The sequence below is a fragment of the Kocuria sp. LHG3120 genome (genome assembly GCF_049897445.1).
GTDB lineage: Bacteria > Actinomycetota > Actinomycetes > Actinomycetales > Micrococcaceae > Kocuria > Kocuria rosea.
In genome coordinates, this window is record NZ_JAFCWG010000005.1 from 188395 (window position 1) to 210238 (window position 21844).

At 73.4% G+C, this 21844-nt stretch carries 19 protein-coding genes; 9 read left to right on the plus strand and 10 right to left on the minus strand.

From position 1 onward, the window contains the following. Nucleotides 1-52: 52 nt before the first annotated feature. Together ACP7CD_RS11730 and ACP7CD_RS11735 are read right to left on the minus strand one after the other, a co-directional pair. Entirely contained in the window at nucleotides 53-796 is a 744-nt protein-coding gene (locus ACP7CD_RS11730) for a hypothetical protein (protein WP_426120238.1), read from the minus strand. 113 nt (nucleotides 797-909) lie between these two features. Beyond that, nucleotides 910-1323, minus strand: coding sequence for a hypothetical protein (locus ACP7CD_RS11735; RefSeq protein WP_426120239.1), 414 nt, complete (start codon nucleotides 1321-1323; stop codon nucleotides 910-912). A gap of 243 nt (nucleotides 1324-1566) precedes the next feature. On the opposite strand from ACP7CD_RS11735, the gene ACP7CD_RS11740 reads away from it, so the two are divergent. Both ACP7CD_RS11740 and ACP7CD_RS11745 read left to right on the plus strand, forming a co-directional pair. Further along, a complete protein-coding gene (locus ACP7CD_RS11740) occupies nucleotides 1567-2241 on the plus strand; it encodes a TetR/AcrR family transcriptional regulator (RefSeq protein ID WP_426120240.1) in 675 nt (224 codons plus the stop codon). 91 nt (nucleotides 2242-2332) lie between these two features. Then, the gene (locus ACP7CD_RS11745; RefSeq protein WP_426120241.1) at nucleotides 2333-4891 is read left to right on the plus strand and encodes an MMPL family transporter; all 2559 of its coding nucleotides are present in this window, start codon (nucleotides 2333-2335) and stop codon (nucleotides 4889-4891) included. A gap of 84 nt (nucleotides 4892-4975) precedes the next feature. On the opposite strand, the gene ACP7CD_RS11750 is transcribed toward ACP7CD_RS11745, so the two are convergent. Then, nucleotides 4976-6760, minus strand: coding sequence for an N-acetylglutaminylglutamine amidotransferase (locus ACP7CD_RS11750; RefSeq protein WP_284563044.1), 1785 nt, complete (start codon nucleotides 6758-6760; stop codon nucleotides 4976-4978). A gap of 134 nt (nucleotides 6761-6894) precedes the next feature. Here ACP7CD_RS11750 and ACP7CD_RS11755 point away from each other — a divergent pair, with 134 nt between their 5' ends. Beyond that, on the plus strand, nucleotides 6895-8355 hold the full coding sequence (locus ACP7CD_RS11755) for an amidase (protein WP_284563045.1): 1461 nt from the start codon (nucleotides 6895-6897) through the stop codon (nucleotides 8353-8355). A gap of 46 nt (nucleotides 8356-8401) precedes the next feature. Here the strand turns inward: ACP7CD_RS11755 and ACP7CD_RS11760 are convergent, their stop codons facing one another. From ACP7CD_RS11760 to ACP7CD_RS11770, 3 genes are all read right to left on the minus strand, one after another. Next, nucleotides 8402-9031, minus strand: a complete 630-nt coding sequence (locus tag ACP7CD_RS11760; RefSeq protein ID WP_426120242.1) for a methylated-DNA--[protein]-cysteine S-methyltransferase — start codon at nucleotides 9029-9031, stop codon at nucleotides 8402-8404. Then, nucleotides 9028-9624 (minus strand): RNA polymerase sigma factor, encoded by a 597-nt coding sequence (locus tag ACP7CD_RS11765; protein ID WP_284563047.1) that lies wholly within the window; start codon nucleotides 9622-9624, stop codon nucleotides 9028-9030. The genes ACP7CD_RS11760 and ACP7CD_RS11765 overlap by 4 nt, the downstream gene beginning before the upstream one ends. Nucleotides 9625-9712: 88 nt before the next feature. Next, complete coding sequence (locus ACP7CD_RS11770; protein WP_284563048.1) at nucleotides 9713-10738, minus strand: LacI family DNA-binding transcriptional regulator; 1026 nt, start codon at nucleotides 10736-10738, stop codon at nucleotides 9713-9715. 136 nt (nucleotides 10739-10874) lie between these two features. Here ACP7CD_RS11770 and ACP7CD_RS11775 point away from each other — a divergent pair, with 136 nt between their 5' ends. The 3 genes from ACP7CD_RS11775 to ACP7CD_RS11785 are packed head-to-tail and all read left to right on the plus strand — an operon-like array spanning nucleotide 10875 to nucleotide 14040. Beyond that, nucleotides 10875-12182: a phytanoyl-CoA dioxygenase family protein gene (locus ACP7CD_RS11775; RefSeq protein WP_284563049.1), complete on the plus strand. Its 1308-nt coding sequence runs from the start codon at nucleotides 10875-10877 to the stop codon at nucleotides 12180-12182. Next, complete coding sequence (locus ACP7CD_RS11780) at nucleotides 12179-13261, plus strand: Gfo/Idh/MocA family protein (RefSeq protein ID WP_272026372.1); 1083 nt, start codon at nucleotides 12179-12181, stop codon at nucleotides 13259-13261. The genes ACP7CD_RS11775 and ACP7CD_RS11780 overlap by 4 nt, the downstream gene beginning before the upstream one ends. Beyond that, nucleotides 13258-14040, plus strand: coding sequence for an SDR family oxidoreductase (locus ACP7CD_RS11785; protein WP_272026371.1), 783 nt, complete (start codon nucleotides 13258-13260; stop codon nucleotides 14038-14040). Before ACP7CD_RS11780 ends, ACP7CD_RS11785 begins: the two co-directional genes overlap by 4 nt. Nucleotides 14041-14205: 165 nt before the next feature. Here the strand turns inward: ACP7CD_RS11785 and ACP7CD_RS11790 are convergent, their stop codons facing one another. From ACP7CD_RS11790 to ACP7CD_RS11800, 3 genes are read right to left on the minus strand one after another with little or no spacing between them, the layout of a single operon-like run. Then, nucleotides 14206-15711: a tripartite tricarboxylate transporter permease gene (locus ACP7CD_RS11790; protein ID WP_109243571.1), complete on the minus strand. Its 1506-nt coding sequence runs from the start codon at nucleotides 15709-15711 to the stop codon at nucleotides 14206-14208. Nucleotide 15712: 1 nt separating this feature from the next. After that, entirely contained in the window at nucleotides 15713-16288 is a 576-nt protein-coding gene (locus tag ACP7CD_RS11795; protein ID WP_207307538.1) for a tripartite tricarboxylate transporter TctB family protein, read from the minus strand. Beyond that, nucleotides 16288-17244 carry a tripartite tricarboxylate transporter substrate binding protein gene (locus ACP7CD_RS11800; RefSeq protein ID WP_109269038.1) on the minus strand — a complete coding sequence of 319 codons (957 nt, stop codon included), beginning with the start codon at nucleotides 17242-17244 and terminating at the stop codon, nucleotides 16288-16290. Before ACP7CD_RS11800 ends, ACP7CD_RS11795 begins: the two co-directional genes overlap by 1 nt. Nucleotides 17245-17552: 308 nt before the next feature. Between ACP7CD_RS11800 and ACP7CD_RS11805 the strand changes: the two genes are divergently transcribed. From ACP7CD_RS11805 to ACP7CD_RS11815, 3 genes are all read left to right on the plus strand, one after another. Further along, entirely contained in the window at nucleotides 17553-17912 is a 360-nt protein-coding gene (locus tag ACP7CD_RS11805; protein WP_017831800.1) for a universal stress protein, read from the plus strand. Nucleotides 17913-17915: 3 nt separating this feature from the next. Next, nucleotides 17916-19181, plus strand: coding sequence for an MFS transporter (locus tag ACP7CD_RS11810; RefSeq protein ID WP_109269037.1), 1266 nt, complete (start codon nucleotides 17916-17918; stop codon nucleotides 19179-19181). Nucleotides 19182-19334: 153 nt separating this feature from the next. Next, nucleotides 19335-20579: a heparan-alpha-glucosaminide N-acetyltransferase domain-containing protein gene (locus ACP7CD_RS11815; protein WP_109269036.1), complete on the plus strand. Its 1245-nt coding sequence runs from the start codon at nucleotides 19335-19337 to the stop codon at nucleotides 20577-20579. 34 nt (nucleotides 20580-20613) lie between these two features. On the opposite strand, the gene ACP7CD_RS11820 is transcribed toward ACP7CD_RS11815, so the two are convergent. Continuing rightward, the gene (locus ACP7CD_RS11820) at nucleotides 20614-21837 is read right to left on the minus strand and encodes a glycosyltransferase 87 family protein (protein ID WP_172604901.1); all 1224 of its coding nucleotides are present in this window, start codon (nucleotides 21835-21837) and stop codon (nucleotides 20614-20616) included. Nucleotides 21838-21844: the final 7 nt, after the last annotated feature.

Here is a 21844-nt window from a genome sequence, read left to right on the forward strand (position 1 = left end):
CGCCCCTCCGGTGCGGAAGGACAGCATGCTGATCTGTTCGGTCCGCCCCAGCCTACTCGGTGGTGTCCGGACCCGCATAGTGCGGGGTGTCCGCCGCGGTCCCGGCAGCGGTCTCGCCCCGGAGGAAGTACGCCCCCACCGAACCGGCCAGGGTCGCGAAGACGGCCACCGAGTACAGCGCCAGCACCACCTCCAGCACGCGGGGGAAGCCGCCCTGCGCCCCGAGCTCCCGGCCCGTGACGGTGGACATCGCCGCGTCGGACAGCGCCGGTCCGTATCCCGCGTAGTGGCCGAGGACGTACAGCAGCTGGCTCGAGACCAGCACGACGACGCCGGTGACCGCCGCGAGCCACCCGATCCTGCTGGACAGCAGCCTCCCCGCGGAGCGGGAGCCGCGCACCCCGGCCGAGAGCACGCTCCCCGCCCGCGTCAGCCGGGTGAGCCGGAGCAGCCGGGCGGCCTGCAGCGCGCGGACGAAGCGCAGGAAGGGCAGGAGCAGGAACAGCACCTGCCACCAGTTGCGCTTCCAGAACCGCACGGAGAACCCGGCGACGTAGGCCCGGAGCAGGAACTCGCCGACGAACACGGCCCAGAAGAGCCAGCCGACCACGTTGAGGAGGGCCACGAGCCCCAGGTCCTCGGCGAGCAGCTGCCCGAGCACCACGAACAGGAACAGGACGCCCAGCACGCCCATCGGCCGGTCGAGCCGGCGCGCGAGCCCCTCCGCGAGGCCCAGCTGATCGGCCTCGTCGACCGGCCGCCGGTGCTCGTGCCGGGTGCCGTCGTTCCTCGCCACTGCTGTCCTCTCGGTCGCGCCGGTCTGCTCCTGGGCCCACGGTAGGGCACGGGCGCGGCGGACCCTGCCCGGGGCGCGGGCCCTCGCCCGTCCGAGCAGGAGGGTGCGGAGGGTCAGCCGGTTCGCGTCACGGTCGCGTCGACGAGGATGGGCTCCTCGCCGCGGTCGACGTAGAGCTGCGCCGTCTCCTCGTCGGCGACCGTCTGCAGGGCCTCGTAGTCGTCGACCGTGAAGACGTCCCGCTCCTCCACCGTGCCGGTGGCCTCGACCTCGTCGCCCACGGACAGCCCCTCGGGCAGCTGGTCTGCGAGCACGAGCGTGTCCTCCGCGCCGATGGCGATCACCTGGTGGGCCAGGATCTCCTGCACCTCGCCGGTGAGCGTCATGGCCTCGCCCACGAGCTCCTCGGTGGGCACGCCCGACTGGTCGGCGCGGGTCAGCTCGGTCTCCTCGGCGCAGCCGGCGGCGGTGCCGGCCAGGAGGAGCGCGGCCGCTGCGGAGGCTGCGGTCCGGGGGAAGCGGTGCATGGTGGTCTCCTCGTCGTCGTGCTGTGCTCGGTGCCGTTCCGGCAGGACGGGGACGACCGTACGCGGGAGGATCACTGTGCGGCCACCCCCGAGGGCCCTCCCGCAGGGTTCTCGCCGCGGATCGTGACCCCGCCGTGATCCTTGACCCCCTCCATTTCCCGCGGTCGGCGTTCCGGGGGGTCCGCGTCCGGTGTGGCACGTTGCACATAGTGCAATGTTGCACGGAGTGCATGGTTGCACCTAGTGTCAGCACTCGTGACGAACCTGCCCGCCGAGCCCGCCCGGCACCACCCCCCGGAGGACCGGCGGGAGGCCGTGAAGTACCACAACCGCCGCGCCATCATCGACGCCGCCGCGGCCCTGGCCGCGGAGCGCGGCCTGGGGCGCTTCACCGTCAACGACCTCGCCGATCGGGCCGGGGTCTCGCGGCGCACCATCTTCAACCACTTCGCCTCCGCGGACGACGCCGTCTACGCGCGCTTCAGCGAGCTGCTCGGCGTGTTCGTCGACAACTTCGCGCGCGTCGTGGAGGCCACCCCGCCGCCCGCGAACCCCAGCCCCGGCGCCGTGCTCGAGCAGCTGGCCGACGTCATCGAGCGGACCGAGCTCGTCCCCGCCATGTGCCACATCGCCCACCTGATGGGCGCGAGCGGGGACAGCCCCATCACCGCGATGTGGGCGCACGAGGTGTTCCAGACCCTCACCGCCCGGCTGGCCGCCGAGATCACCGACCGGGTCCCCGGCGCGCCCTCCTTCACCGTGGACCTGCTCGCGAGCCTGCTGCTCCACGCCCTGGCCGTGTCCTTCGAGCGGTGGGCCGAGGAGACCGGCGCGGTGGACACCCCGGACAGCCGCGAGACCTGGCGCCGGCTGCTGCGCACCGCCGTGGAGCGCCTGCGCCACGGCTTCGCGGACTGACCCGACCGACAGAGCACGACCCCCAGAGCACGACCCGCAGAGCACGACCCGCAGAGCACGACCCACGGAACACGACCGACAGAGAAGAGACATGGCACATCTGCTGTACCGACTCGGGCGCTTCGCCGCCCGCCGCGCCTGGGCCGTGGTCGCTGCCTGGGCGGTGGTCCTGCTCCTCGCCGGCGGCGCCTTCGCCGCCTTCGGCGGGCAGCTGACCAACGCGATCACCGTTCCCGGCACCGAGACCCAGCGGCTGGCCGACCGCCTGCAGAGCGAGCTGCCCGACGCCGGCCACGGCACCGGCCGGATCGTGTTCCAGACCGAGGACGGCGACCCGTTCACCGCGGACCAGCGCGAGCAGATCGGGAAGGCGCTCACCGAGGCGGAGGAGTCCCCGGGCGTCGACGGCGTCCTGGACCCGTTCGCCGCCCAGGACGAGCGCGAGGCGCAGGAGCAGCAGCTCGCGGACGGGCGCGAACAGGCCGCCGACGGCCGCGCGCAGCTCGACGCCGCCGAGGACACGCTCGACGAGAACCAGGAGAAGCTCGACGCCGCCCGGGAGCAGGCCGAGCGGGCCGACGCCCCCGACCAGGTCCTCGACGAGCTCGACGACCGCCAGGAGGCCCTCGACGACGGCCGCGCGGAGCTCGAGCGCAACCGGGAGCAGCTCGCGGACGGCCTGCCCGAGCTCGACCGCGGCGAGCGGATGATGGCCCTGGCCGAGGAGACCCGCACGGTCTCCGCGGACGGCACCACCGCGATGGCCGTGGTGACCTTCACCGCCGAGCAGCAGGCGGTCACCGCCGAGGAGAAGGAGTCCCTCCAGGCCGCCGTGGACGGCACGGAGATCGAGGGCGTGCAGGTCGACTACTCCCTGGAGATCGCCCAGGACATCTCCCAGCTCGTCGGCCCCGCCGAGGTGATCGGCGTGGTCATCGCCGGGATCGTGCTGCTCGTCATGCTCGGCACCCTCGTGGCCGCCGGCCTGCCCATCCTGATGGCACTCACCGGCGTGTCCGTCGGCGCCCTCGGCGTGCTGTCCTTCTCCGGGGTGCTGGACATGATGTCGGTGACCCCGATGCTGGGCGTCATGCTCGGACTGGCCGTGGGCATCGACTACTCGCTGTTCATCCTCAACCGGCACCGCCAGCAGCTGCTGGCCGGCACGGAGCTGCACGAGTCCATCGGCCTGGCCACCGGGACCTCCGGCAACGCGGTGGTCTTCGCCGGGCTGACCGTGATCATCGCCCTGGCCGCGCTCAACGTCACCGGCATCCCGTTCCTGGGCGTCATGGGCACTGCGGCGGCGGTCTGCGTGGCCGTGGCCGTGCTGGTCGCCGTGACCCTCACCCCGGCGCTGCTGTCCCTGGTGGGGGAGCGGCTGCTCTCCGCCCGCGCCCGGACCCGCGCGGCCCGCCGGCCCGCCCACCTCGGGGAGCCCCGCCCCGGGGTGGCCACCCGCCACCCGGTGCTGACCCTCGTGGCCGGTGTGCTCGCGCTCGTCGTCGTCGCGCTCCCCGCGGCCTCGATGCGCCTGGGCCTGCCGGACGCCTCCTCCGAGCCCGAGGACTCCACCCAGTACCGCACCTACCAGGTCCTCGACGAGAAGTTCGGCGCCGGCGCCAACGGCCCGCTGCTCGTGGTCGCCGACCTGCCGGAGGGCACGGACGAGTCCGGGGCCGCCGATCTGCAGCTCGCCGTGGGCGAGGAGCTCATGACGGAGGACGACGTCGTCTCGGTGGTCCCGGCGGGGCTGTCGGAGGACCGCCGGACCGCCGCGTTCCAGGTCGTGCCCGTGGACGGCCCGGCCGCCGAGTCCACCGAGCGGCTCGTCAACGACCTGCGCGCCCTGTCCCCCGCCCTGGAGGACGAACTCGGGGTGAGCATCGGCGTCACCGGCCAGACCGGCGGCAACATCGACGTCTCCCAGCTGCTGGCCGACGCGCTGCCGCTGTACCTCACCGTGGTGATCGGGCTGTCCCTGGTGCTGCTGGTGCTCGTCTTCCGCTCGATCCTCGTGCCGGTCGTGGCGACCGCCGGGTTCATGCTCTCCCTCTTCGCCGCGTTCGGCGCGGTGGTGGCGATCTACCAGTGGGGCTGGCTGGGCGGTCTGCTCGGCGTGCACGCGCCGGGCCCGGTCCTGAGCTTCCTGCCCACCATCCTCGTGGGCGTGCTGTTCGGCCTGGCCATGGACTACCAGCTGTTCCTCGTCTCCGGGATGCGGGAGGCGTTCGTGCACGGCCGCTCGGCGCGGGCCGCCGTGCAGGAGGGGCTCCAGGCCGGCCGGGCCGTGGTCACCGCCGCGGCGATCATCATGATCTCGGTGTTCGCCGGCTTCATGTTCTCCCACATGGCGATGATCCGGCCCCTGGGCTTCGGGCTCGCCTTCGGCGTGCTCGTCGACGCCTTCGTGGTGCGCATGACGCTGATCCCCGCGGTCATGCACCTGCTCGGCGACCGGGCCTGGTGGCTGCCCCGCTGGCTCGACCGGATCCTGCCGAACGTGGACGTGGAGGGCGACTCCCTGCGCCGCGACCGCACCCCCCACCCCGAGGGCCCGGCCGCCGCGGCCGGCCCGAGCGGCTGGGGCGACGCGGCGCCGGGCCCGGACGCCGAGCGCGAGCTCGTCGGCGCCGGCCGGCGCGACTGACGCGGAGGTCCCCGGCGAGGACGGCGCGCCCCGTCACCCGCAGCGGGTGACGGGGCGCGCCGTCGTCGGTCCGGTCCCGTGCCGTCAGGAGATGCCGTTCTCCTGCAGCCACATCTCCAGCAGGCCCAGCTGCCACAGCACGTTCGAGCGCAGCGGCGTGTGGTGCTGGTTCGGGTCGGCCAGCAGGGTCTCCACGACCTCCGAGTTGTAGAGCCCGCGCCGCACCGCCGCCGGGTCGGTCAGGGCGGCCTCGACCCGGTCCAGGGTCCCGCCCTCGAGGGTGCGGATCGCCGGGACCGGGAAGTAGCCCTTCTTCCGGTCGATCACCTCGTCCGGGACGATGCCGCGCGCCGCGCGCTTGAGCACGCCCTTGCCGCCCTCGGCGAGCTTGAGCTCCGGGGGGATGCGCCCGGCGAACTCCACGAGCTCGTGGTCGAGGAACGGCACCCGCGCCTCGAGGCCCCAGGACATGGTCATGTTGTCCACGCGCTTCACGGGGTCGTCCACGAGCATCACCGTGGAGTCGGTGCGCAGGGCGGCGTCCACGGCCGTCTCCGCGCCGGGGCGGCCGAAGTGGCGCTCGATGAACGCGGTCGGCGCGTCGTGGGTCGCCATCCACTCGGGGGAGAGCACCTTCGCGAGCCGGGACCACGGCCGGTCGAAGAACGACTGGGAGTAGGTCTTCCGGGCGTCGTCGCGCGCGACGTCGGCCAGCGGCGGGTACCAGTGGTAGCCGCCGAGCACCTCGTCGGCGCCCTGCCCCGACTGCACCACCTTGACGTGCTTCGAGACCTCCTCGCTGAGCAGGTAGAAGGCCACGCAGTCGTGGCTGATCATGGGCTCGCTCATCGCGGCGACGGTCCGGTCGATCGCCGGGACCAGGCGGGCGTCGTCGATCGCGATCTGGTGGTGGTCGGTGCCGAAGCGGCGGGCCACGAGGGACGAGAACTCGAACTCGTCCCCGGACTCCTCGCCCCGGGACTCGAAGCCGATGCTGAACGTCTGCAGGTCCTCCTGCCCGCTCTCCGCGAGCAGGGCGACGACGAGGCTCGAGTCGATGCCGCCGGAGAGCAGCACGCCCACGGGGACGTCCGCCACCATGCGCCGCTTCACCGCGGTGCGCAGCTTCTCGACGAGCCCGTCCTGCCAGTCCTGCTCGGACCAGCCCGAGCGGTCCTCGTCGCGGGTGAACTGGGGGTTCCAGTACTCGTGGTCCGAGGCCGAGCCGTCGGGCTCGACCGTGCGCACGGTCGCCGGCGGCATCTTCCGCACGCCCTTGAGGATCGTGCGCGGGGCCGGGACCACCGAGTGGAAGGTGAGGTAGTAGGACAGGGCCGTGCGGTCGATCGAGGTGTCGACGTCCCCGGCCGCCAGCAGCGCCTGCACCGTGGACGCGAACCGCAGGCGCGCCCCCGTGTGGTCGACGTAGAGCGGCTTGATGCCCAGTCGGTCCCGCGCCAGGACGGTGCGCCCGCTCGTGTGCTCGGTGATGGCGAAGGCGAACATGCCGTGGAAGTGGTAGACGCACTCCCGGCCCCAGCGGTGGTAGGCCTTCAGGGCGACCTCGGTGTCCGAGGTGGAGAAGAACTCGTAGCCCATCCCGCGCAGCTCCTCGCGCAGCTGCCGGTAGTTGTAGATCATCCCGTTGAACACGATCGACAGACCCAGCCGGGAGTCGACCATCGGCTGCCCGCCCGAGGGGCTCAGGTCGACGATCTTCAGCCGGCAGTGGCCCATGGCCACCGGCCCCTGGGCCCAGGCGCCCTGCCCGTCCGGGCCGCGGCCGGCCTGGGCGCACGTCATGCGGTGGATCGTGCCCGGGTCCGCGCCGGCGCCGTCGAACCGGACCTCACCGGCGATGCCGCACATCAGCGCTCACCTCCGCTCCGGGGCCGGGACGGGATCGGAAGAGAAGGTCCGTGGAGGGAGAGCATCCTCCAATGCTACGGGGGCACGCCGCCGGGCGCCCTTCCGGGGACCGGAGCCCGGCGTACGGTGCCTGTATGACCACCGACCCCACCGACCCCACCGACCCCTGCCGGCTCTCCGCGCGGGAGCTCGCCGCGGCCGTCCGGGCCCGCACGGTCTCCGCGCGGGAGGTGCTCGACGCCCACTTCGCCCGGATCGACGCCGTGAACCCCGCCGTGAACGCCGTGGTCACGCAGGTCCGCGAGCAGGCGTACGCGGCCGCCGCCCGCGCCGACGAGCTCACCGCCGCCACACCCGCCGCCGAGCTGCCGCCCCTGCACGGGGTGCCGATGACGCACAAGGACACCCACGCCACCGCCGGGATCCGCACCACGTCCGGCTCCCCGGTGTTCGCCGAGCACGTCCCGGAGCACGACGACCTGATCGTCGCCCGGTTCACGGCGGCCGGGGTGATCAGCACCGGGAAGAACAACGTGCCCGAGTTCGCCGCGGGCTCCCACAGCTTCAACGAGGTCTTCGGGACCACGCACAACCCCTGGGCGCTCGACCGCAGCGCGGGCGGGTCCAGCGGCGGGGCGGCCGCGGCGATCGCGTCCCGGATCCAGCCCCTGGGCGACGGCTCCGACATGGGCGGGTCCCTGCGCAACCCGGCCGCGTTCTGCGGCATCGCCGGCTTCCGGCCCTCCGCCGGGGTCGTGCCCTCGGCCCCGGCCGGCAACGCCTGGGCGTGGCTGGGCCGCTCCGGTCCGCTGGCCCGCAGCGTGGACGACCTCGCCCTGGCCATGTCCGTGCTGGCCGGCCCCGACCCGCGGATCCCCCTGGACTGCCCGGCACCGCGGACCGGGTTCCGGGCGCTCGCGGCGGAGGACCCGCTCGACCCGGGGGCCCGCCCCCTGGCCGGCGTGCGGATCGGGCTGAGCGCGGACTTCGGCCTCGGCGTCCCGGTGGAGCCGGAGATCGTCGAGGTGCTGGTCGCCCAGGCGCGGGTGTTCGAGGAGCTCGGTGCCGTGGTCGAGGAGGCCGTCCCGGACCTGCGCGACGCCGACGAGGTGTTCGACGTGACCCGGGCCTTCGACATGGCCGTGAATCTGCGCGAGGTGGTCGCGGAGCACCGGGAGCTCGTGAAGCCGGAGATCGTGTGGAACGTGGAGAAGGGCCTGGCGCTGACCGCCGAGCAGCTCATGGACGCGGCCCTGGCGCGCACGCGCCTGCACGAGGCGGTGCGCGCGTTCTTCGGCCGCTGGGACGTGCTGCTGACCCCCACCTCCCAGGTGCTGCCGTTCCCGTCGGCGGAGCGCTGGCCCCGCACGGTCGCGGGTATGCCGATGCAGACATATGTCGAGTGGATGCGCTCGGCGAGCCTGATCTCGGCCACCGGGTGCCCGGCCGTCTCGGTGCCGGGCGGCTTCAGCCCCGGCGGGCTGCCCGTGGGGCTGCAGCTCGTCGCCGCGCACGGGCGCGACGTCGAGCTGCTCCGGACCGCCCGCGCCTACGACCACGCCACCCGGCACGCGGACGCCGCGCCGCGCCTCTGAGGTGCGGCGCGGAGCCGGCACGTCGTACCGGGGCGGCCGATCCTGCTCAGGCCGCCGCCTCCAGCTCGAGTAGCGCCGCCTTGGCCTCCAGGCCGCCGACATACCCGCCCAGGCCGCCGTCGCCGCGCAGCACGCGGTGGCACGGGACGACCACCGGCAGGGGGTTCGTGGCGCAGGCCGTGCCCACCGCCCGCACGGCCTGCGGGCGCCCGACCGACCGGGCGACCGCGCCGTAGCTCTCCGTGCGGCCGTAGCCGATCTCGGGCAGGTGCTCCTGGACGAGGCGCCGGAACCCGTGCGAGAGCGACCGGTCCAGCGGGAGGTCGAAGCCGGTGCGCGTCCCGGCGAAGTACTCCTCGAGCTGCCGGACGGCCGGTGCCAGGCGGACCGGGGCGTGCAGCACCCGCGGGCTGATCCGGCGGGCCAGGTCCTGCAGGACCGCCTCGTGGTCCTCCCGCGCGTAGGCCACCCGCACCAGCCCCTCCTCCGTGGCGGCCAGCAGCAACACGCCCACCGGGGTGCCGACGGTCGTGTACGCGACGTCGAGCAGTCCCGCCCGGGCGGCCCCCTCCTCCAGGCGCCGGTGCAGACCGCGCAGCACGGTCTCCGGCACAGGGTCGGCGCGGAGGCTCCGCAGGGGGGAGCGCGGGGTCGAGCCGAGGGTGTTCGTGGTCATCGGTCCTCTCCTGTCCGGTCGAGCTGGGTGCGGTGCCCCGTGCGGTTCCCGGCGCGGTTCCCCGGGAGAGCCTCGGCGCGGTTCCCGGTGCGGGTTCCCGTGCCGTTCGCGGGGGCGGTCGTGATGAGGGCCTTGCGGAGGGCGGCCACGCCGTCCGAGGCGGCCCGGCGGGCGGCCTCCGGGGTGCCGCCGAGCAGCTCGGCGATCTGCCGGTAGGGCAGTCCGCCCAGATAGCGGTAGGCCACGGCGTGCCGCTGCTTGGGCGGCAGGGCGGCCACCGCCGCCCACAGCGGGGAGTCGTGCTCGTGCGGCGCGTCCCGGTGGGCCGGTGGCTCCGGGAGCGAGGCCACGGGCACCGCCGCCCGGGACCGGGCCCGGACGACGTCGACCGCCTTGCGGTGGGCGATCGTCACCAGCCACGCCTGCACGTTCGCCGTGGCCGGCAGGTCCGGGTACGCCCGCAGCGCGGCCAGGAACGTCTCCGACCACGCGTCCTCGGCGTCCGCGGACGTGCTCAGCACTGCCCGGCAGACCCGCCACACCACGGGGCCGTGCCGGGTCACCTGCGTCTCGAAAGGCTCTTTCGTGTCCATCACCTCGTAGACGTCCGCACCGGACGGAACGTGAGATCGGCGCCGGACGGCCACTCCGCTGCGGGGACCGGCACCGTCCGGCGGCCGATCACAGGCCCGCGGGCACGTTGTACGGCGTGATGACGTCGATCATCGAGTGGTGGCGGCGTTCCTCCGGAGGGATCGCGCCGTGGGCCTCCATGACGATCCTGCAGCACCGCTGCAGGTCCTGCTCGAGGTCGTGGTGCAGCACGGCGTGGATCCGCCCGGCCCGCAGCAGCTCCACGTTCTCCGGAGCCAGGTCGTGGCCGACGACGACCCGCGGGGCGCGCCCGGCGTCGTCGAAGGCGGCCATGATCCCGCGGTTGCCGCCGCCCACGGAGTAGACGGCGTCGAGCTCCGGGTGCTCGGTCAGGGCCCTGCGGAACAAGTCCCGGGTGGTGCGGTCGAGGCCGTCGCCGCCGGGCAGGTCCAGCACCGCCCGCCCCGGGTCCAGCGCGCGCAGGGTGCTCCGGAAGCCGTTGCCCCGCTGCTCCTCGCCGTGGAACCAGTCGTTGCTCACGACCACGGCCACGGAACCGGGGCGGTCGCGCATCCACTGCTCCACCAGGTAGGCCGCGGTCGCCCCGGCCGCTCGGTTGTCGAAGCCCACGTAGGCCCGGCGGGGGCTGTCCGGCAGATCGGTCACCAGCGTGACCACCGGGATGCCGGCCGCCTCGAGCTCGGCCACCGCGGTGCTGACCACGGGTACGTCCGGGGCCTTGAGGATCACGCCCTGGGTGCCTCGGTCGGCGATGCGCCGCAGCACTTCCGCGCAGCCGTCGGGGTCCCACCGCTCCTGGAAGGAGAACCGTGCCCGGAAGACGGCCGGGCGCAGACCGGGCAGGGCTGCTTCGAGTCCCTGCCGGACGGCTGCGGTGAACCGCGTGGGGGCGTCGACGACGACGTCGACCATGAACCGCCGCCCTGTCAGCTCCAGCTGCGTGCGCTGGGCGTCCAGGTCCCGGATCGCCTGGTGCACGAGCCCGGCGGTTCCTGCCCGCACACCGGCTCGGCCGTGCAGCACGCGGTCGACCGTGGCGTCGCTGACCCCCGCCTGGCGGGCGATCTCCCGGATCGGGTAGCGGTGGGGCACTTCGGGTCTCCTGACCTCGTGCGGGAGCATTCGGGAACCGACCGGCCCGGAGCAGTCCCGAGCCGGGCCGTTCCGGAGCCTATCCCTGCCGGGCTCGCGGAGTACAGGACTGAGGGATTCCTGAGGGAAATGGGCATTGCCCGGCACCGCGGCAAGCGGAAGGCTGGCCCTGCACGAGGCCCTGCACGAGGCCCTGCACGAGGCCCTGCACGAGGCCCTGCGCCGAGGGCTGCCGGAGAGAGGAACTGCCATGACCCTGGACCCCGCCACCGCCCGCCGCGCGGCCCGCTGGTTCACCCCCGCCGACTGCCGGCTCGAGGACTTCCGCGAGGACGTGGAGGTCGTCACCGATCCCGCCGAGTATCCCCACGCCACCGCCGTCGAGCAGAACGTGCTGCTGTACGGGCCCGGGCTGCAGGCTGTGGTCCAGGACCCCGCGCGGCGGCGGGAGGTCCAGGCCGAGCTTGCGCACGCCCTGGAGCGCGGGCCCGGCGTGGTGGTGCTGCAGGGCGCCTTCCCGGACGGTGCCGTCGTGGACCGGGCGACCGCCGCGTTCGAGGGGCTGATCCGGGCCCAGAAGGAGGCCGGGACCGCCGCCGGGGACCACTTCGCCGCTCCCGGCGCCAACGACCGGGTGTGGGGCGCGGCCGACAAGTTCGCGCTGGCCGACCCAGAGGCCTTCGCCGACTACTACGCGAACGATCTCATCGCCCTGGTCTCCGAGGCGTGGCTGGGCGCCGGCTACCAGGTGACCTCCCAGATCAACGTGGTCAATCCGGGCGGGGCCGCCCAGACGGCGCACCGGGACTACCACCTGGGCTTCATGTCCGCAGAGCAGGCCGCCCGGTACCCCGCGCACGTGCACCTGCTCTCCCCGGCGCTGACCCTGCAGGGCGCGGTCGCCCACGGGGACATGCCGGTGGAGTCCGGACCGACCATGTTCCTCCCGCACTCGCAGAAGTACGCTCCCGGCTACCTCGCCGTCCACCAGGAGGAGTTCGTCGAGTACTTCGACCGGCACCACGTGCAGCTGCCGCTGTCCACCGGCGACGCCGTGTTCTTCAATCCCGCGCTCTTCCACGGTGCCGGGCACAACCGGTCCCGCAACATCCGCCGGATGGCCAACCTGCTCCAGATCTCCTCCGGCTTCGGGCGCGCCATGGAGACCGTGGACCGCACGGCGATGTCCACGGCCCTGTACCCCGTGCTGCTCCGGCGGCGTGCCGAGGGCGCGCCGGAGCGCTGGCTGCGCAACGTCGTCGCCGCCTCGGCCGAGGGCTACGCGTTCCCCGCGGACCTCGACCTCGACCAGCCGGTCGGCGGGCTCGCCCCCCGGACCCAGGCCGAGTTCGTGCTGCACCACCTCGAGGCCGGCACGGAGCCGGCCGAGGTCGGGGACGGCCTGCGCGCCATGGCGCGACGGCGCTCCGGCGTGCGGCAATGAGCACGGCCGGCACCCGGCCCCTGGCCGTGCTCCTCGTCGGCGCCGGACGCATCGGCCAGGTCCACGCCGCCGCTCTCGCCGTCCATCCGGACACGGTCCTCACGCGGGTCGTCGACGTCGTGGAGGCCGCAGCCGCCGCGGTGGCCGGCCGGTACGGCGCCGCGCACGGCACGGATGCGCTCGAGGCACTGGCATCCGGGGAGATCGACGCGTGCGTGGTCTGCTCCCCGACCCCCACCCACACCGAACTCGTCGACGCGGCCCTGCGCCTGGGAATCCCGGTGCTGTGCGAGAAGCCCCTCGACCTGGACGTGCGCCGCGCGGCGGACCTTCTGCGGGAGCACCCGCCGGCCGACAGGCCTCCGGCGATGATCGGGTTCAACCGACGCTTCGACCCCCACTTCGCGGCCTGCTGGACCCGCGTGCGGGCCGGGGAGATCGGCCCGGTGGAGCAGCTGGGGATCACCAGCAGGGACCCGGCCCCGCCTCCGGCGGGCTACCTCGCCGGGTCCGGCGGGATCTTCCGCGACATGATGATCCACGACCTCGACATGGCGCGGTTCTTCGTGCCCGATATCGTGCGCGTGACGGCCTCCGGCTCCACGGTGTTCAGCCGGGAGATCGCCGAGCTGGGCGACGCCGATACCGCCGTGGCCGTCCTCGAGGGCGCCCGCGGGGAGCAGGTGGTCATCACGAACTCGCGGCACTGCTCCTACGGCTACGACCAGCGGCTGGAGGTCTCCGGGCCGCTCGGGACGCTCACCGTGGGCAACCCGCTGCCGACGACGGTGCAAGCGTCAGGGCCGGCGGGCTGCGGCCGGGCGGACCCCTGCGAGCCGTTCTTCCTGGAGCGCTACCGGGACGCCTATGCCGCGGAGCTGCACCGGTTCGTCCGGGCCGTCCGCGGGGAGGAGACCGGCTCCCCGGGCCTGGAGGACGGGCTGGCCGCGAGCGTGCTCGCCGAGGCCGCGACGCGGTCGGCGGCGGAGGGGCGGCGGGTCGAGGTGGCGGAGATCAGGACGAGGATCGGGGCGGAACCGACGGCCGCGAAAACGAGCCGGGAGGGACGACAGGCATGAGCGGACAGCTCGAGAACGCCGTGGCGCTCGTGACGGGAGGAACACGCGGTCTGGGTGCCGCCGCCGCCCGCCGGGCGGCCCTCGAGGGAGCCGCCGGGATCGCGGTCACCGGCCGGGACGCGGACGCCGGGCGCCACACCGTGGCGCGGCTGAGGGACCTGGGCGCGGACGCCGAGTTCGTGGGCGCGGACCTGGCAGACACCGGGCAGGCCGCGTCCGTGGTGCCGCGCACGGTGGAGCGGTTCGGCAGGCTCGACGCCGTGGTCAACGCGGCCGGGCTCACCACGCGCGGGACCATGCTGGACACCACCGCGGAGCTCTCCGACCAGCACGTGGCGGTCAACCTGCGGGCGCCGTTCCTCATCATGTCCGAGGCGATCCGGCACTTCCGGAGCCGTGGTGCCCCCGGCGCGATCGTCAATGTCATCAGTCTCTCCGCCCACGGCGGCCAGCCCTACCTGGCGCCGTACGTCGCGGCGAAGGCAGGGCTGGCCGGACTCACCCGCAACGCCGCCCACGCCCACCGGTGGGACCGGATCCGGATCAACGGCGTGAACATCGGCTGGACGGCCACCGAGGGCGAGGACTGGATCCAGCGCGAAGCCCACGGCGCCGGGGACGACTGGCAGGAGCGGGCCGCTGCGGGGCTGCCCATGGGCCGGCTCGGGGACCCGGACGAGATCGCGGAGTTCCTCGTCTACCTGCTTTCCCCGCGCAGCGGTGTGGTCACCGGGTCGGTGATCGACTGGGATCAGACCGTGGTGGGCGGCTACGACTGAGCACCACGGTGCGGCGTCACGGGTGCTCTCCGCACCGGCCGAGCCGATCCGCGCCGTACGGCCCGGTGACCACGATGCCCGCCCCTGACCACACGGAGGCGTGGTGAGGGGCGGGCATCGGGGGCACCCGCACGCCGGGGTCCGGCGTGCGGGCAGGGCGGGGGACTACACGTCCTGGCGGGCGCGGTTGACGATCTTGGACCGGACGGTCAGCGCCAGCACGATGAACAGCAGGCCGTAGAGCACCAGCGGGATGGGCCCGGTGACGAAGATCGAGTAGTCGCCGTTGGAGGACAGCAGGCCGTCGCGCAGGTTGGTCTCGGCCAGCGGGCCCAGCACCATGCCGATCAGCAGCGGGGCCACCGGCACGCCGTGGCGGCGCATGATGAAGCCCAGCACGCCCAGCCCGAGCAGCAGCAGCAGGTCGAAGATCGCCCCGGAGGTCGCGTAGATGCCCAGGCCGCAGAAGACCGTGATCCCGGCGTAGAGGTACTGGCTGGGGATCAGCAGGAGCTTCGCCCACAGCTGGGCGAAGGGCAGGTTGATGACCAGCAGCACGACCATCGCGATGAAGAAGCTGGCCAGCAGCGCCCACACGAGCTCGGGGGCCCGGTCGAACAGCAGCGGGCCCGGCTGCAGGCCGTACTGCTGGAAGGCCGCGAGCATGATCGCCGCGGTCGCCGAGACCGGCAGTCCCAGGGCCAGCAGCGCACCCATCGCGGTGCCGGTGGTGGCGTTGCCGGCGGCCTCGGGGGCGGCCAGGCCGCGGATCGCGCCCTTGCCGAACACCGGGTTCGGGCGGCGGCGGTCGAGCCGGCGCTCGAGGTCGTAGGACATGAACGTCGGCACCTCGGCGCCACCGACCGGGATGACCCCGAAGGGCAGGCCGATCGCGGTGCCGCGCGCCCACGCCGGGGCGGCCTCCTTGAGCTCGGCGCGGGAGAGGAAGGGGCGCCCGGTGACCTTCATCTGGTGGGCGGCCGGGTCGCGGCGGATCCGGGAGGCCACGTGGAAGACCTCGCCCAGGGCCAGGATCGCCACCGAGACGGTGACCAGCGAGATGCCGTCGAACAGGTTGGCGGAGCCGTAGGTGAAGCGCTCCGAACCGGAGATCGCGTCGATGCCCACGGTGGCGATGCCCAGGCCGAGGACCAGGGAGGCCAGGCCCTTGACCGCGGAGTCGGAGACCACCGAGGACGTGGCCACGAAGGCGAACAGGGCCAGGGCGAAGTACTCGGCTGGGCCGAAGTTCGCGGAGAAGTCGGCGAGCTTGGGCGCCAGGAAGACCACGACCACGGAGGCGACCATGCCGCCGATGAACGCGCCGATGGCCGCGGTGGCCAGGGCCTGCGGGGCCCTGCCGTCCTTGGCCATCTTGTGGCCCTCGAAGGTCGAGGCGATCGCGGAGCCCTGTCCCGGGGTGTTCATCAGGATGGCCATCGTCGAGTCGCCGAACAGGCCGCCGAAGTACACGCCGGCGAACAGGATGAACGCCGCGGTGGGGTCCAGGGCGAAGGTCATGGGGAGCAGGAGGGCCACGGCCATGGAGGAGCCCAGGCCCGGCAGCACGCCCACGGCGGTGCCGAGCAGACAGCCCACCACCACCCACAGCAGGTTCATGGGGGTCAGCGCGCCGGCGAACCCGTCCATCAACAGATTGAGTGCGTCCATGTCAGAAACCGCCTCCCAGGATGCCGGACGGGAGGGTGAGCCCCAGGCCGACGGTGAATGCCAGGTAGATCGCGCTGCTCACGAGCAGGGCGAGCGAGATGTCGAACAGGGGCCGGCGGCTGCCGAAGCCCCGGGCCACGGCCCAGAACAGCAGGGCGGCGGCCAGGATCCAGCCCAGCACCTCGAGGGTCAGCGCGAACGCCAGGAACCCGCCCGCGGACCAGAGCACCGCGGACCAGTCCGAGTGGCTCCGCCAGGTGCGCGCCGAGAGCTCCTCGGGGTGCTCGGGGGTGCGCAGGTAGTGCAGGGTGAGCAGGGCGGCCAGGACGTAGCCGGCCACGGTGAGGATCAGCGGGTAGAACGTGGGGCCGGGGAAGTCGGTGCCCTCCGGGATGTCCATGGTCAGGGCGCCGATCAGCAGGTAGGTGCTGAAGGCGGCCATCACCGCGGGCACCACGAGGCCGCTGCGCCCGCTCCACCAGGAGCTCTCGGTGTCCGGCCGCTGCGCCTCCGGGGGCCGGACGTCGGTCAGGTGCTCTCCGGCGGCGCCGGTGTGCGAGGACGTGGGGGTGCTCATCAGGAGATCTCCTCTACCAGCATGGCGATGCGCTCCTGCTCCGAGGCCATGAACTCGTCGAACTCGTCGCCCGCGAGGTACACCTCGGTCCACTTGTTGCGCTCGATGGCTTCCTGCCACTCCGGGGTGGCGATGGACTCCTCGACCAGGGTCCGCAGCTCGGCGAACTCCTCGTCGGTGATCCCGGGCGGGGCCAGGATGGCCCGCCAGTTGGCCAGGTCCACGGCGTAGCCCTGCTCGGTGAGGGTCGGGATGTCGACGCCCTCGAGCCGCTCCGGGGCGGCCATGCCCAGGGCCTTCAGGCGCCCGGCCTCGATCTGGTCGGCCACGTCCATGTACCCGGAGGTGGCCGCGTCCGCGGTGCCCGTGATCAGGGCCTGGGTGGCCTCGCCGCCGCCGGACTTCGGGATGTAGGTGGTCTCGGACGGGTCGATGCCGGTCTCGAGGGCGAGCTCGGTCATGACGAGCTGGTCGAAGGTGCCGCCGCCGGTCCAGGCGACCTCGGCGGGGTTCGCCCGCCAGTCCTCGACGAGCTCGTCGATCGTCTCGTAGGGGGAGTCGGCGGGGACCACGACGACGTCGTACTCCTCGACCACCCGGGCGATCGGGCGCACGTCGTCGTGCGTGACGGCCGAGTCCAGCTGCGCGACACCGGCGACCAGCCCCGCACCCGTGACCATCAGGGTGTTGGCCTGGCCCTCCATGGTGGAGAGCTGGCCGAGCCCGATGGTGCCGGCCGCACCGGGGATGTTCACCACCTGGGTGTTGTTGACCAGGCTGTTGACCCGCATGGCCTGCTGCTGTTCCCGCATGAACGTGTCCCAGCCGCCGCCGGCACCGGCCGGGGCGATCAGGGTCATGTTGGCCCGGATGTCCGAGCCGGCCGTGGCGGACTGGAACGAGAAGAAGGCGGCCAGGCCGATCACGGCGGCGGTGACGACGCCGTAGACCGTCATGGCGACCGGGTGCCGGCGTCGCGTGCCCTGCTGGGCCTGATCTGGTGGTGAACTCACGGGGATCCACTTTCCTGGGTCGGAGGGTGCGGGTGCATGGCTCGGTCCGAGCCTCTCCCGACGACGATAAGTGACCCGGGTCACGCGTCGGCCGTTGATCCATCTTTCGTGCGTACTGATCGTTGTGCTGGTTCTGCGCATTCTGCTCACGCCGGAAGAGACGTCCCTCACACGTTCGGCCGTAGGGTGGACCTCGTTTTGTACGCCCCTTTCCCACCACCCGATTTCCCCACCCCACCGCGGAGGCTCCCATGACCGTCGTCGTTGCCCGAACCAGCACCCCCGAGGGCGAGGCCGCGCTCGCGGCCGCGGTCGAGGAGGCCGGACGCCGCCAGGAGGACCTGCTGGTCTTCAACCTCGAGGGCGCCCAGCTCGACCCCGAGGGGAGCGAGCTGAACGGCGTGCCCGTCACCTTCCGCACCCCCGACACCCGCAACCGGGACGCCGTGGGCGAGCTCCTCGACGCCGCGGAGCAGGTGAACGCCTCCGCCGTGGTGATCGGCGTGAAGCACCGCAGCCCCGTGGGCAAGCTGCTGCTCGGCAGCGCCGCCCAGCAGGTGCTCCTCGAGGCCAACGCCCCGGTGATCGCGGTCAAGCCCCGGCGCTCCTGAGGCATGGCCTCGACCGCTCCGGGGGCCCGGTCCGGAGCATGGCTGTGGTTCCTCGTGGCCGGGGCCCTGCTCACGCAGACCGCCCTGAACCTGGTGCGCCCGGTCACCACCTACAAGCTGCTGTCCCTGGACGCCGACTCCGTGACGGTCGGCCTGGTCACGGCCGCCTACGCCGTGGTCCCGCTCGTCACGGCCATGTGGCTGGGCCGGATGACCGACCGGGTGCGGGACCTGCGGACCATGGTGGTCGTCGGCGCCCTGGTCCTGGCCTTCGGCGCGGGGGCGCTGGCCCTGGCGCCCAGCGTGGCGCTCGTCGCCGTGGCGAGCGCCCTGCTGGGCATGGGGCACCTGGTGTTCACCATCGCCGGGCAGTCGGCGGTCGCCCGCTTCTCCCCGCCGGACCAGCTGGACAAGGGCTTCGGCTGGTTCACCGCCGCCTTCTCCGCCGGGCAGCTGGTGGGCCCGCTGCTGGTCGGAGTGCTCCTGGGCACGGGCAGCGACGTCGCCTCGCCCGAGCGGGTCGCCGACATCACCCTGTCCCTGTGGATCGGGGCCGGGCTCTCGGTCCTCGTGGTGCCCGTCATGCTCCTGCGCCGGCCGGCGTCCGGGGCCGCCGGGGCGCCCGCCCGGAACGACGACGCCGCTGCCGCGGCGCAGGCGGCTCCCGCCACCGGTGAGCTCGAGGTGGTCCCGGGCACGGCGCCGCGGGCGTCGATGCTGCGGATCCTCGAGGTCCCCGGCATCCCGTCCCACATGCTGGCGTCCCTGGCCCTGCTCGCGATGCTCGACATCCTCACGGCCTTCCTGCCGCTGGTGGGGGAGCGGGCCGGGGTCTCCCCGGCGTGGATCGGCGTCCTGCTGGCCGTGCGCGGCGGCGCCTCGATCGTCTCGCGCGTCCTGCTGCCGTGGCTCGCGCACCGGATGTCCCGCCGGGCGCTGCTGCTGGTCAGCCTCTACGGCGCCGGCATCACCCTGGCCGTCCCGCCGGCCGTCATCACGGTGCCGTGGCTCGCCGCGGTGCTCCTGTTCGTGGGCGGCTTCTGCCTGGGCCTGGGCCAGCCGATCACCATGACCCTGGTCTCCACCGCCGTGCCCACCTCGTGGCGGGGCTCGGCGCTCGCCGTGCGGCTGGTCGGGAACCGGGCGGGGCAGGTCGCCATGCCCCTGCTGGCCGGCCTGGTGGCCGCGCCGCTCGGCCCGGCCGGGGCGATCTGGTCCACGTGCGCGGTGCTGCTGGTCAGCGGGCTGGAGAAGACCGTGCGGCGGTAGCCGGGACCGGGGGACCACTTCGACAGCCCCGGCACAGGGACGCCACAACGGCGGCACAATCCCGGCTGGTCAGCTGGAGGACGAGAAGGACCGAGAGGTCCGGGCCGGCGGGCGGGAGCTCGTCGGCACGTCCGACAGAAGGAACCCGCCGCCATGGTCAACGTCCACCACCCTGCACCCGGTGCACGGTCAGCAGATGAGGACCCGGTCCTGCCGCTGGTCCGCAGGCGCCGGCTCGTGGGGGTCGACGCCGCCCGGGGCCTCGCCCTGGTCGGGATGATGTCGATCCACATCCTGCCCGCCTGGAACCCCGAGACCTACGGGCCCACGCTGCAGTGGGAGCTGTTCGCGGGCCGCGCCGCGGCCCTCTTCGCGCTCCTGGCCGGGGTGGGCCTGGCCTTCTCCTCCGGCGGGCGCACCCCGCACCGGGGCCGGACGATGACCGCGGACCGCGTGGGGCTGCTCGTCCGGGCCGTGCTGATCACCGGGCTGGGGCTGCTGATCAACCAGGTCATGCCGGCGGACCCGCCCGCCTACGACATCCTCGTCTACTACGGCATGTTCTTCCTGCTGGCGATCCCCTTCCTGCACCTGCCGGCGCGGACGCTGTTCGGTCTCGCCGCCGCGGCCGCAGTGGTGGGGCCGGTGCTGATGCAGGCGCTCCGGGGAGCGCTGCCCGCGCTGGAGGTGTACAACCCGACCTTCGCCGACGTGCTCGCCGAGCCGGGGACCGTCCTGGCCCAGGTGCTGTTCACCGGCACCTATCCCGCGGTCCCGTACCTGGCCTACCTGCTCGCCGGGATGGCCATCGGCCGGCTGAACCTGCGGGCCGTGCGCGTCCAGGGCCGGCTGCTGGTGGCGGGGCTCGCCCTGGCCGTGGGGGCGTGGCTGGTGTACTGGGTGCTGGTCCTCCAGGCCGGGGGCTACGACCAGCTCATGAGCTCCACCCCGTGGCTGAGCGAGGACCTGATCGACGAGATCATCGTCTGGGGGCCGGACCCGGTCCTGCCCGACACCTCCTGGTGGTGGCTGCTGATCCCCGGCCCGCACACCAACACCCCGGTGGCGATCCTCCAGGACCTCGGCTCCGGCGCCGCCGTGCTGGGTCTTCTCCTCCTCGTGGCCCGGCGGGCCGGTGGCTGGCTGCTGCCGCTGAGCGCGATGGGGTCGATGACCCTGACGCTCTACTCGGCGCACCTGCTGGCCCTGGCCGCCATGCTCCACTACGAGGTTCCGCTCCTGTGGTTCCTCATCCACGTGGCGGTCGCGGCGCTGTTCGCGGCGGCCTGGCAGCGCGCCTTCGGCCGGGGCCCGCTGGAGCGGCTCCTGGCCCGGGCCGCCGGCGCCGCCCGCGGTCTGGCCCTGGGCGCCGGTCCCCGCGCGGCGGCGGGCCGGTGACGTCGTCGTCCGGCCGCGGAGACGGGCCGCGGGCTCAGGTGGTGGCCAGCTCCGCGGGGCGGGCGGGGACCTGCTGCAGCCGGGCCACGCGCTGCACGGACCAGCACAGCAGGACGACGAGCAGCACGTTGCGGGTGGTCAGCACGGCCGCCATCGCCGGGTGCGCGTGGATGAGCGGGGTGTAGAACAGCGGATAGATCACGAACGTGGTGACCGCGATGCCCATCAGCAGCGCCGCCGGCGTCCGCCACCGCTGCCAGTCGTGCACCAGCCCGGCCACGACGACGGGGGCGAGCCAGATCATGAACTGCGGGGACCCCACCTTGTTGAACACGATGAAGACCGCGGTCATCATCAGCGCCCCCTCGTAGAAGAGCTCCTCCCGCTCGGCCCCGCGCTTCAGCGCACGGACCAGCAGGACGGCTCCTGCGAGGACGGCGAGCACGAGCAGCGGCTGCATCAGGAACGCGACGATCTCGGTGCCGGGCCCGTAGACCTCGGTGGAGTTGATGGCCACGTTGTCGGCCATCCGCGATCCGGCCACGTCGAAGACGCTCGCCCACACCCACGGGGTGGAGAAGGTGGCCTCCAGCTGCATGCCGCGCTCTCCCTGGTTGACCAGGAAGTCCGCGATGTGCGGCAGGCCGCCCGTCAGGTACGTGCCCAGCACCACCACGGCGGTGACCCCCACCCCGGCGGCCACCACCTGGACGCGCTGCCGGCAGGCGATGAACAGGGCGAGCAGGACGGCGGCCGGCCACACCTTGATCCACGTGGCGACGCTCAGGAGCACGGAGCCGAGCACGGGCCGCTCGGACGCGTACAGGAGTCCGATCAGCACGATCGGGGCCGCGATGCCCTCCACCCGGGCGAAGCTCAGGTAGCCCAGGAACACGGTGAAGAACAGCCACCACCAGGCCGGGGCGATGCCCTGCCGGGCCCGCCGGCCCCGCGTGAGGCAGACCAGGGCGACGGCGTTGAGCACGGTGACGATCAGCGTCCAGACCAGCAGGTAGGGGCCGTGGCCGGCGATCCCCGCCAGGTGGATCGGGATCTGCGCCAGCACCGGGTACACCCACGGGCTGATCCCGTCCCCGGCATCGGCCGGGTCGTACCCGGCCATGGCCCACTGGCGGTACTGCTCGGTGTCGCTGAAGGCATCGCCGTGGATGACGAAGGACATCATCCAGCCCAGGAAGTACAGGTGGACGACGGCGAAGCCCCACCACACGCCGGCCGGGCGGGCGAACCAGGCCACGGCGCGG

Excerpts from the sequence above, each read along its gene's own strand:
- ACP7CD_RS11735 (WP_426120239.1), bottom strand. The coding sequence starts at position 1,323 with ATGCACCGCTTCCCCCGGACCGCAGCCTCCGCAGCGGCCGCGCTCCTC.
- ACP7CD_RS11745 (WP_426120241.1), top strand. The coding sequence starts at position 2,333 with ATGGCACATCTGCTGTACCGACTCGGGCGCTTCGCCGCCCGCCGCGCC.
- ACP7CD_RS11750 (WP_284563044.1), bottom strand. The coding sequence starts at position 6,760 with ATGTGCGGCATCGCCGGTGAGGTCCGGTTCGACGGCGCCGGCGCGGAC.
- ACP7CD_RS11755 (WP_284563045.1), top strand. The coding sequence starts at position 6,895 with ATGACCACCGACCCCACCGACCCCACCGACCCCTGCCGGCTCTCCGCG.
- ACP7CD_RS11760 (WP_426120242.1), bottom strand. The coding sequence starts at position 9,031 with ATGACCACGAACACCCTCGGCTCGACCCCGCGCTCCCCCCTGCGGAGC.
- ACP7CD_RS11765 (WP_284563047.1), bottom strand. The coding sequence starts at position 9,624 with ATGGACACGAAAGAGCCTTTCGAGACGCAGGTGACCCGGCACGGCCCC.
- ACP7CD_RS11780 (WP_272026372.1), top strand. The coding sequence starts at position 12,179 with ATGAGCACGGCCGGCACCCGGCCCCTGGCCGTGCTCCTCGTCGGCGCC.
- ACP7CD_RS11785 (WP_272026371.1), top strand. The coding sequence starts at position 13,258 with ATGAGCGGACAGCTCGAGAACGCCGTGGCGCTCGTGACGGGAGGAACA.
- ACP7CD_RS11790 (WP_109243571.1), bottom strand. The coding sequence starts at position 15,711 with ATGGACGCACTCAATCTGTTGATGGACGGGTTCGCCGGCGCGCTGACC.
- ACP7CD_RS11795 (WP_207307538.1), bottom strand. The coding sequence starts at position 16,288 with ATGAGCACCCCCACGTCCTCGCACACCGGCGCCGCCGGAGAGCACCTG.
- ACP7CD_RS11800 (WP_109269038.1), bottom strand. The coding sequence starts at position 17,244 with ATGACGGTCTACGGCGTCGTCACCGCCGCCGTGATCGGCCTGGCCGCC.
- ACP7CD_RS11805 (WP_017831800.1), top strand. The coding sequence starts at position 17,553 with ATGACCGTCGTCGTTGCCCGAACCAGCACCCCCGAGGGCGAGGCCGCG.
- ACP7CD_RS11810 (WP_109269037.1), top strand. The coding sequence starts at position 17,916 with ATGGCCTCGACCGCTCCGGGGGCCCGGTCCGGAGCATGGCTGTGGTTC.
- ACP7CD_RS11815 (WP_109269036.1), top strand. The coding sequence starts at position 19,335 with ATGGTCAACGTCCACCACCCTGCACCCGGTGCACGGTCAGCAGATGAG.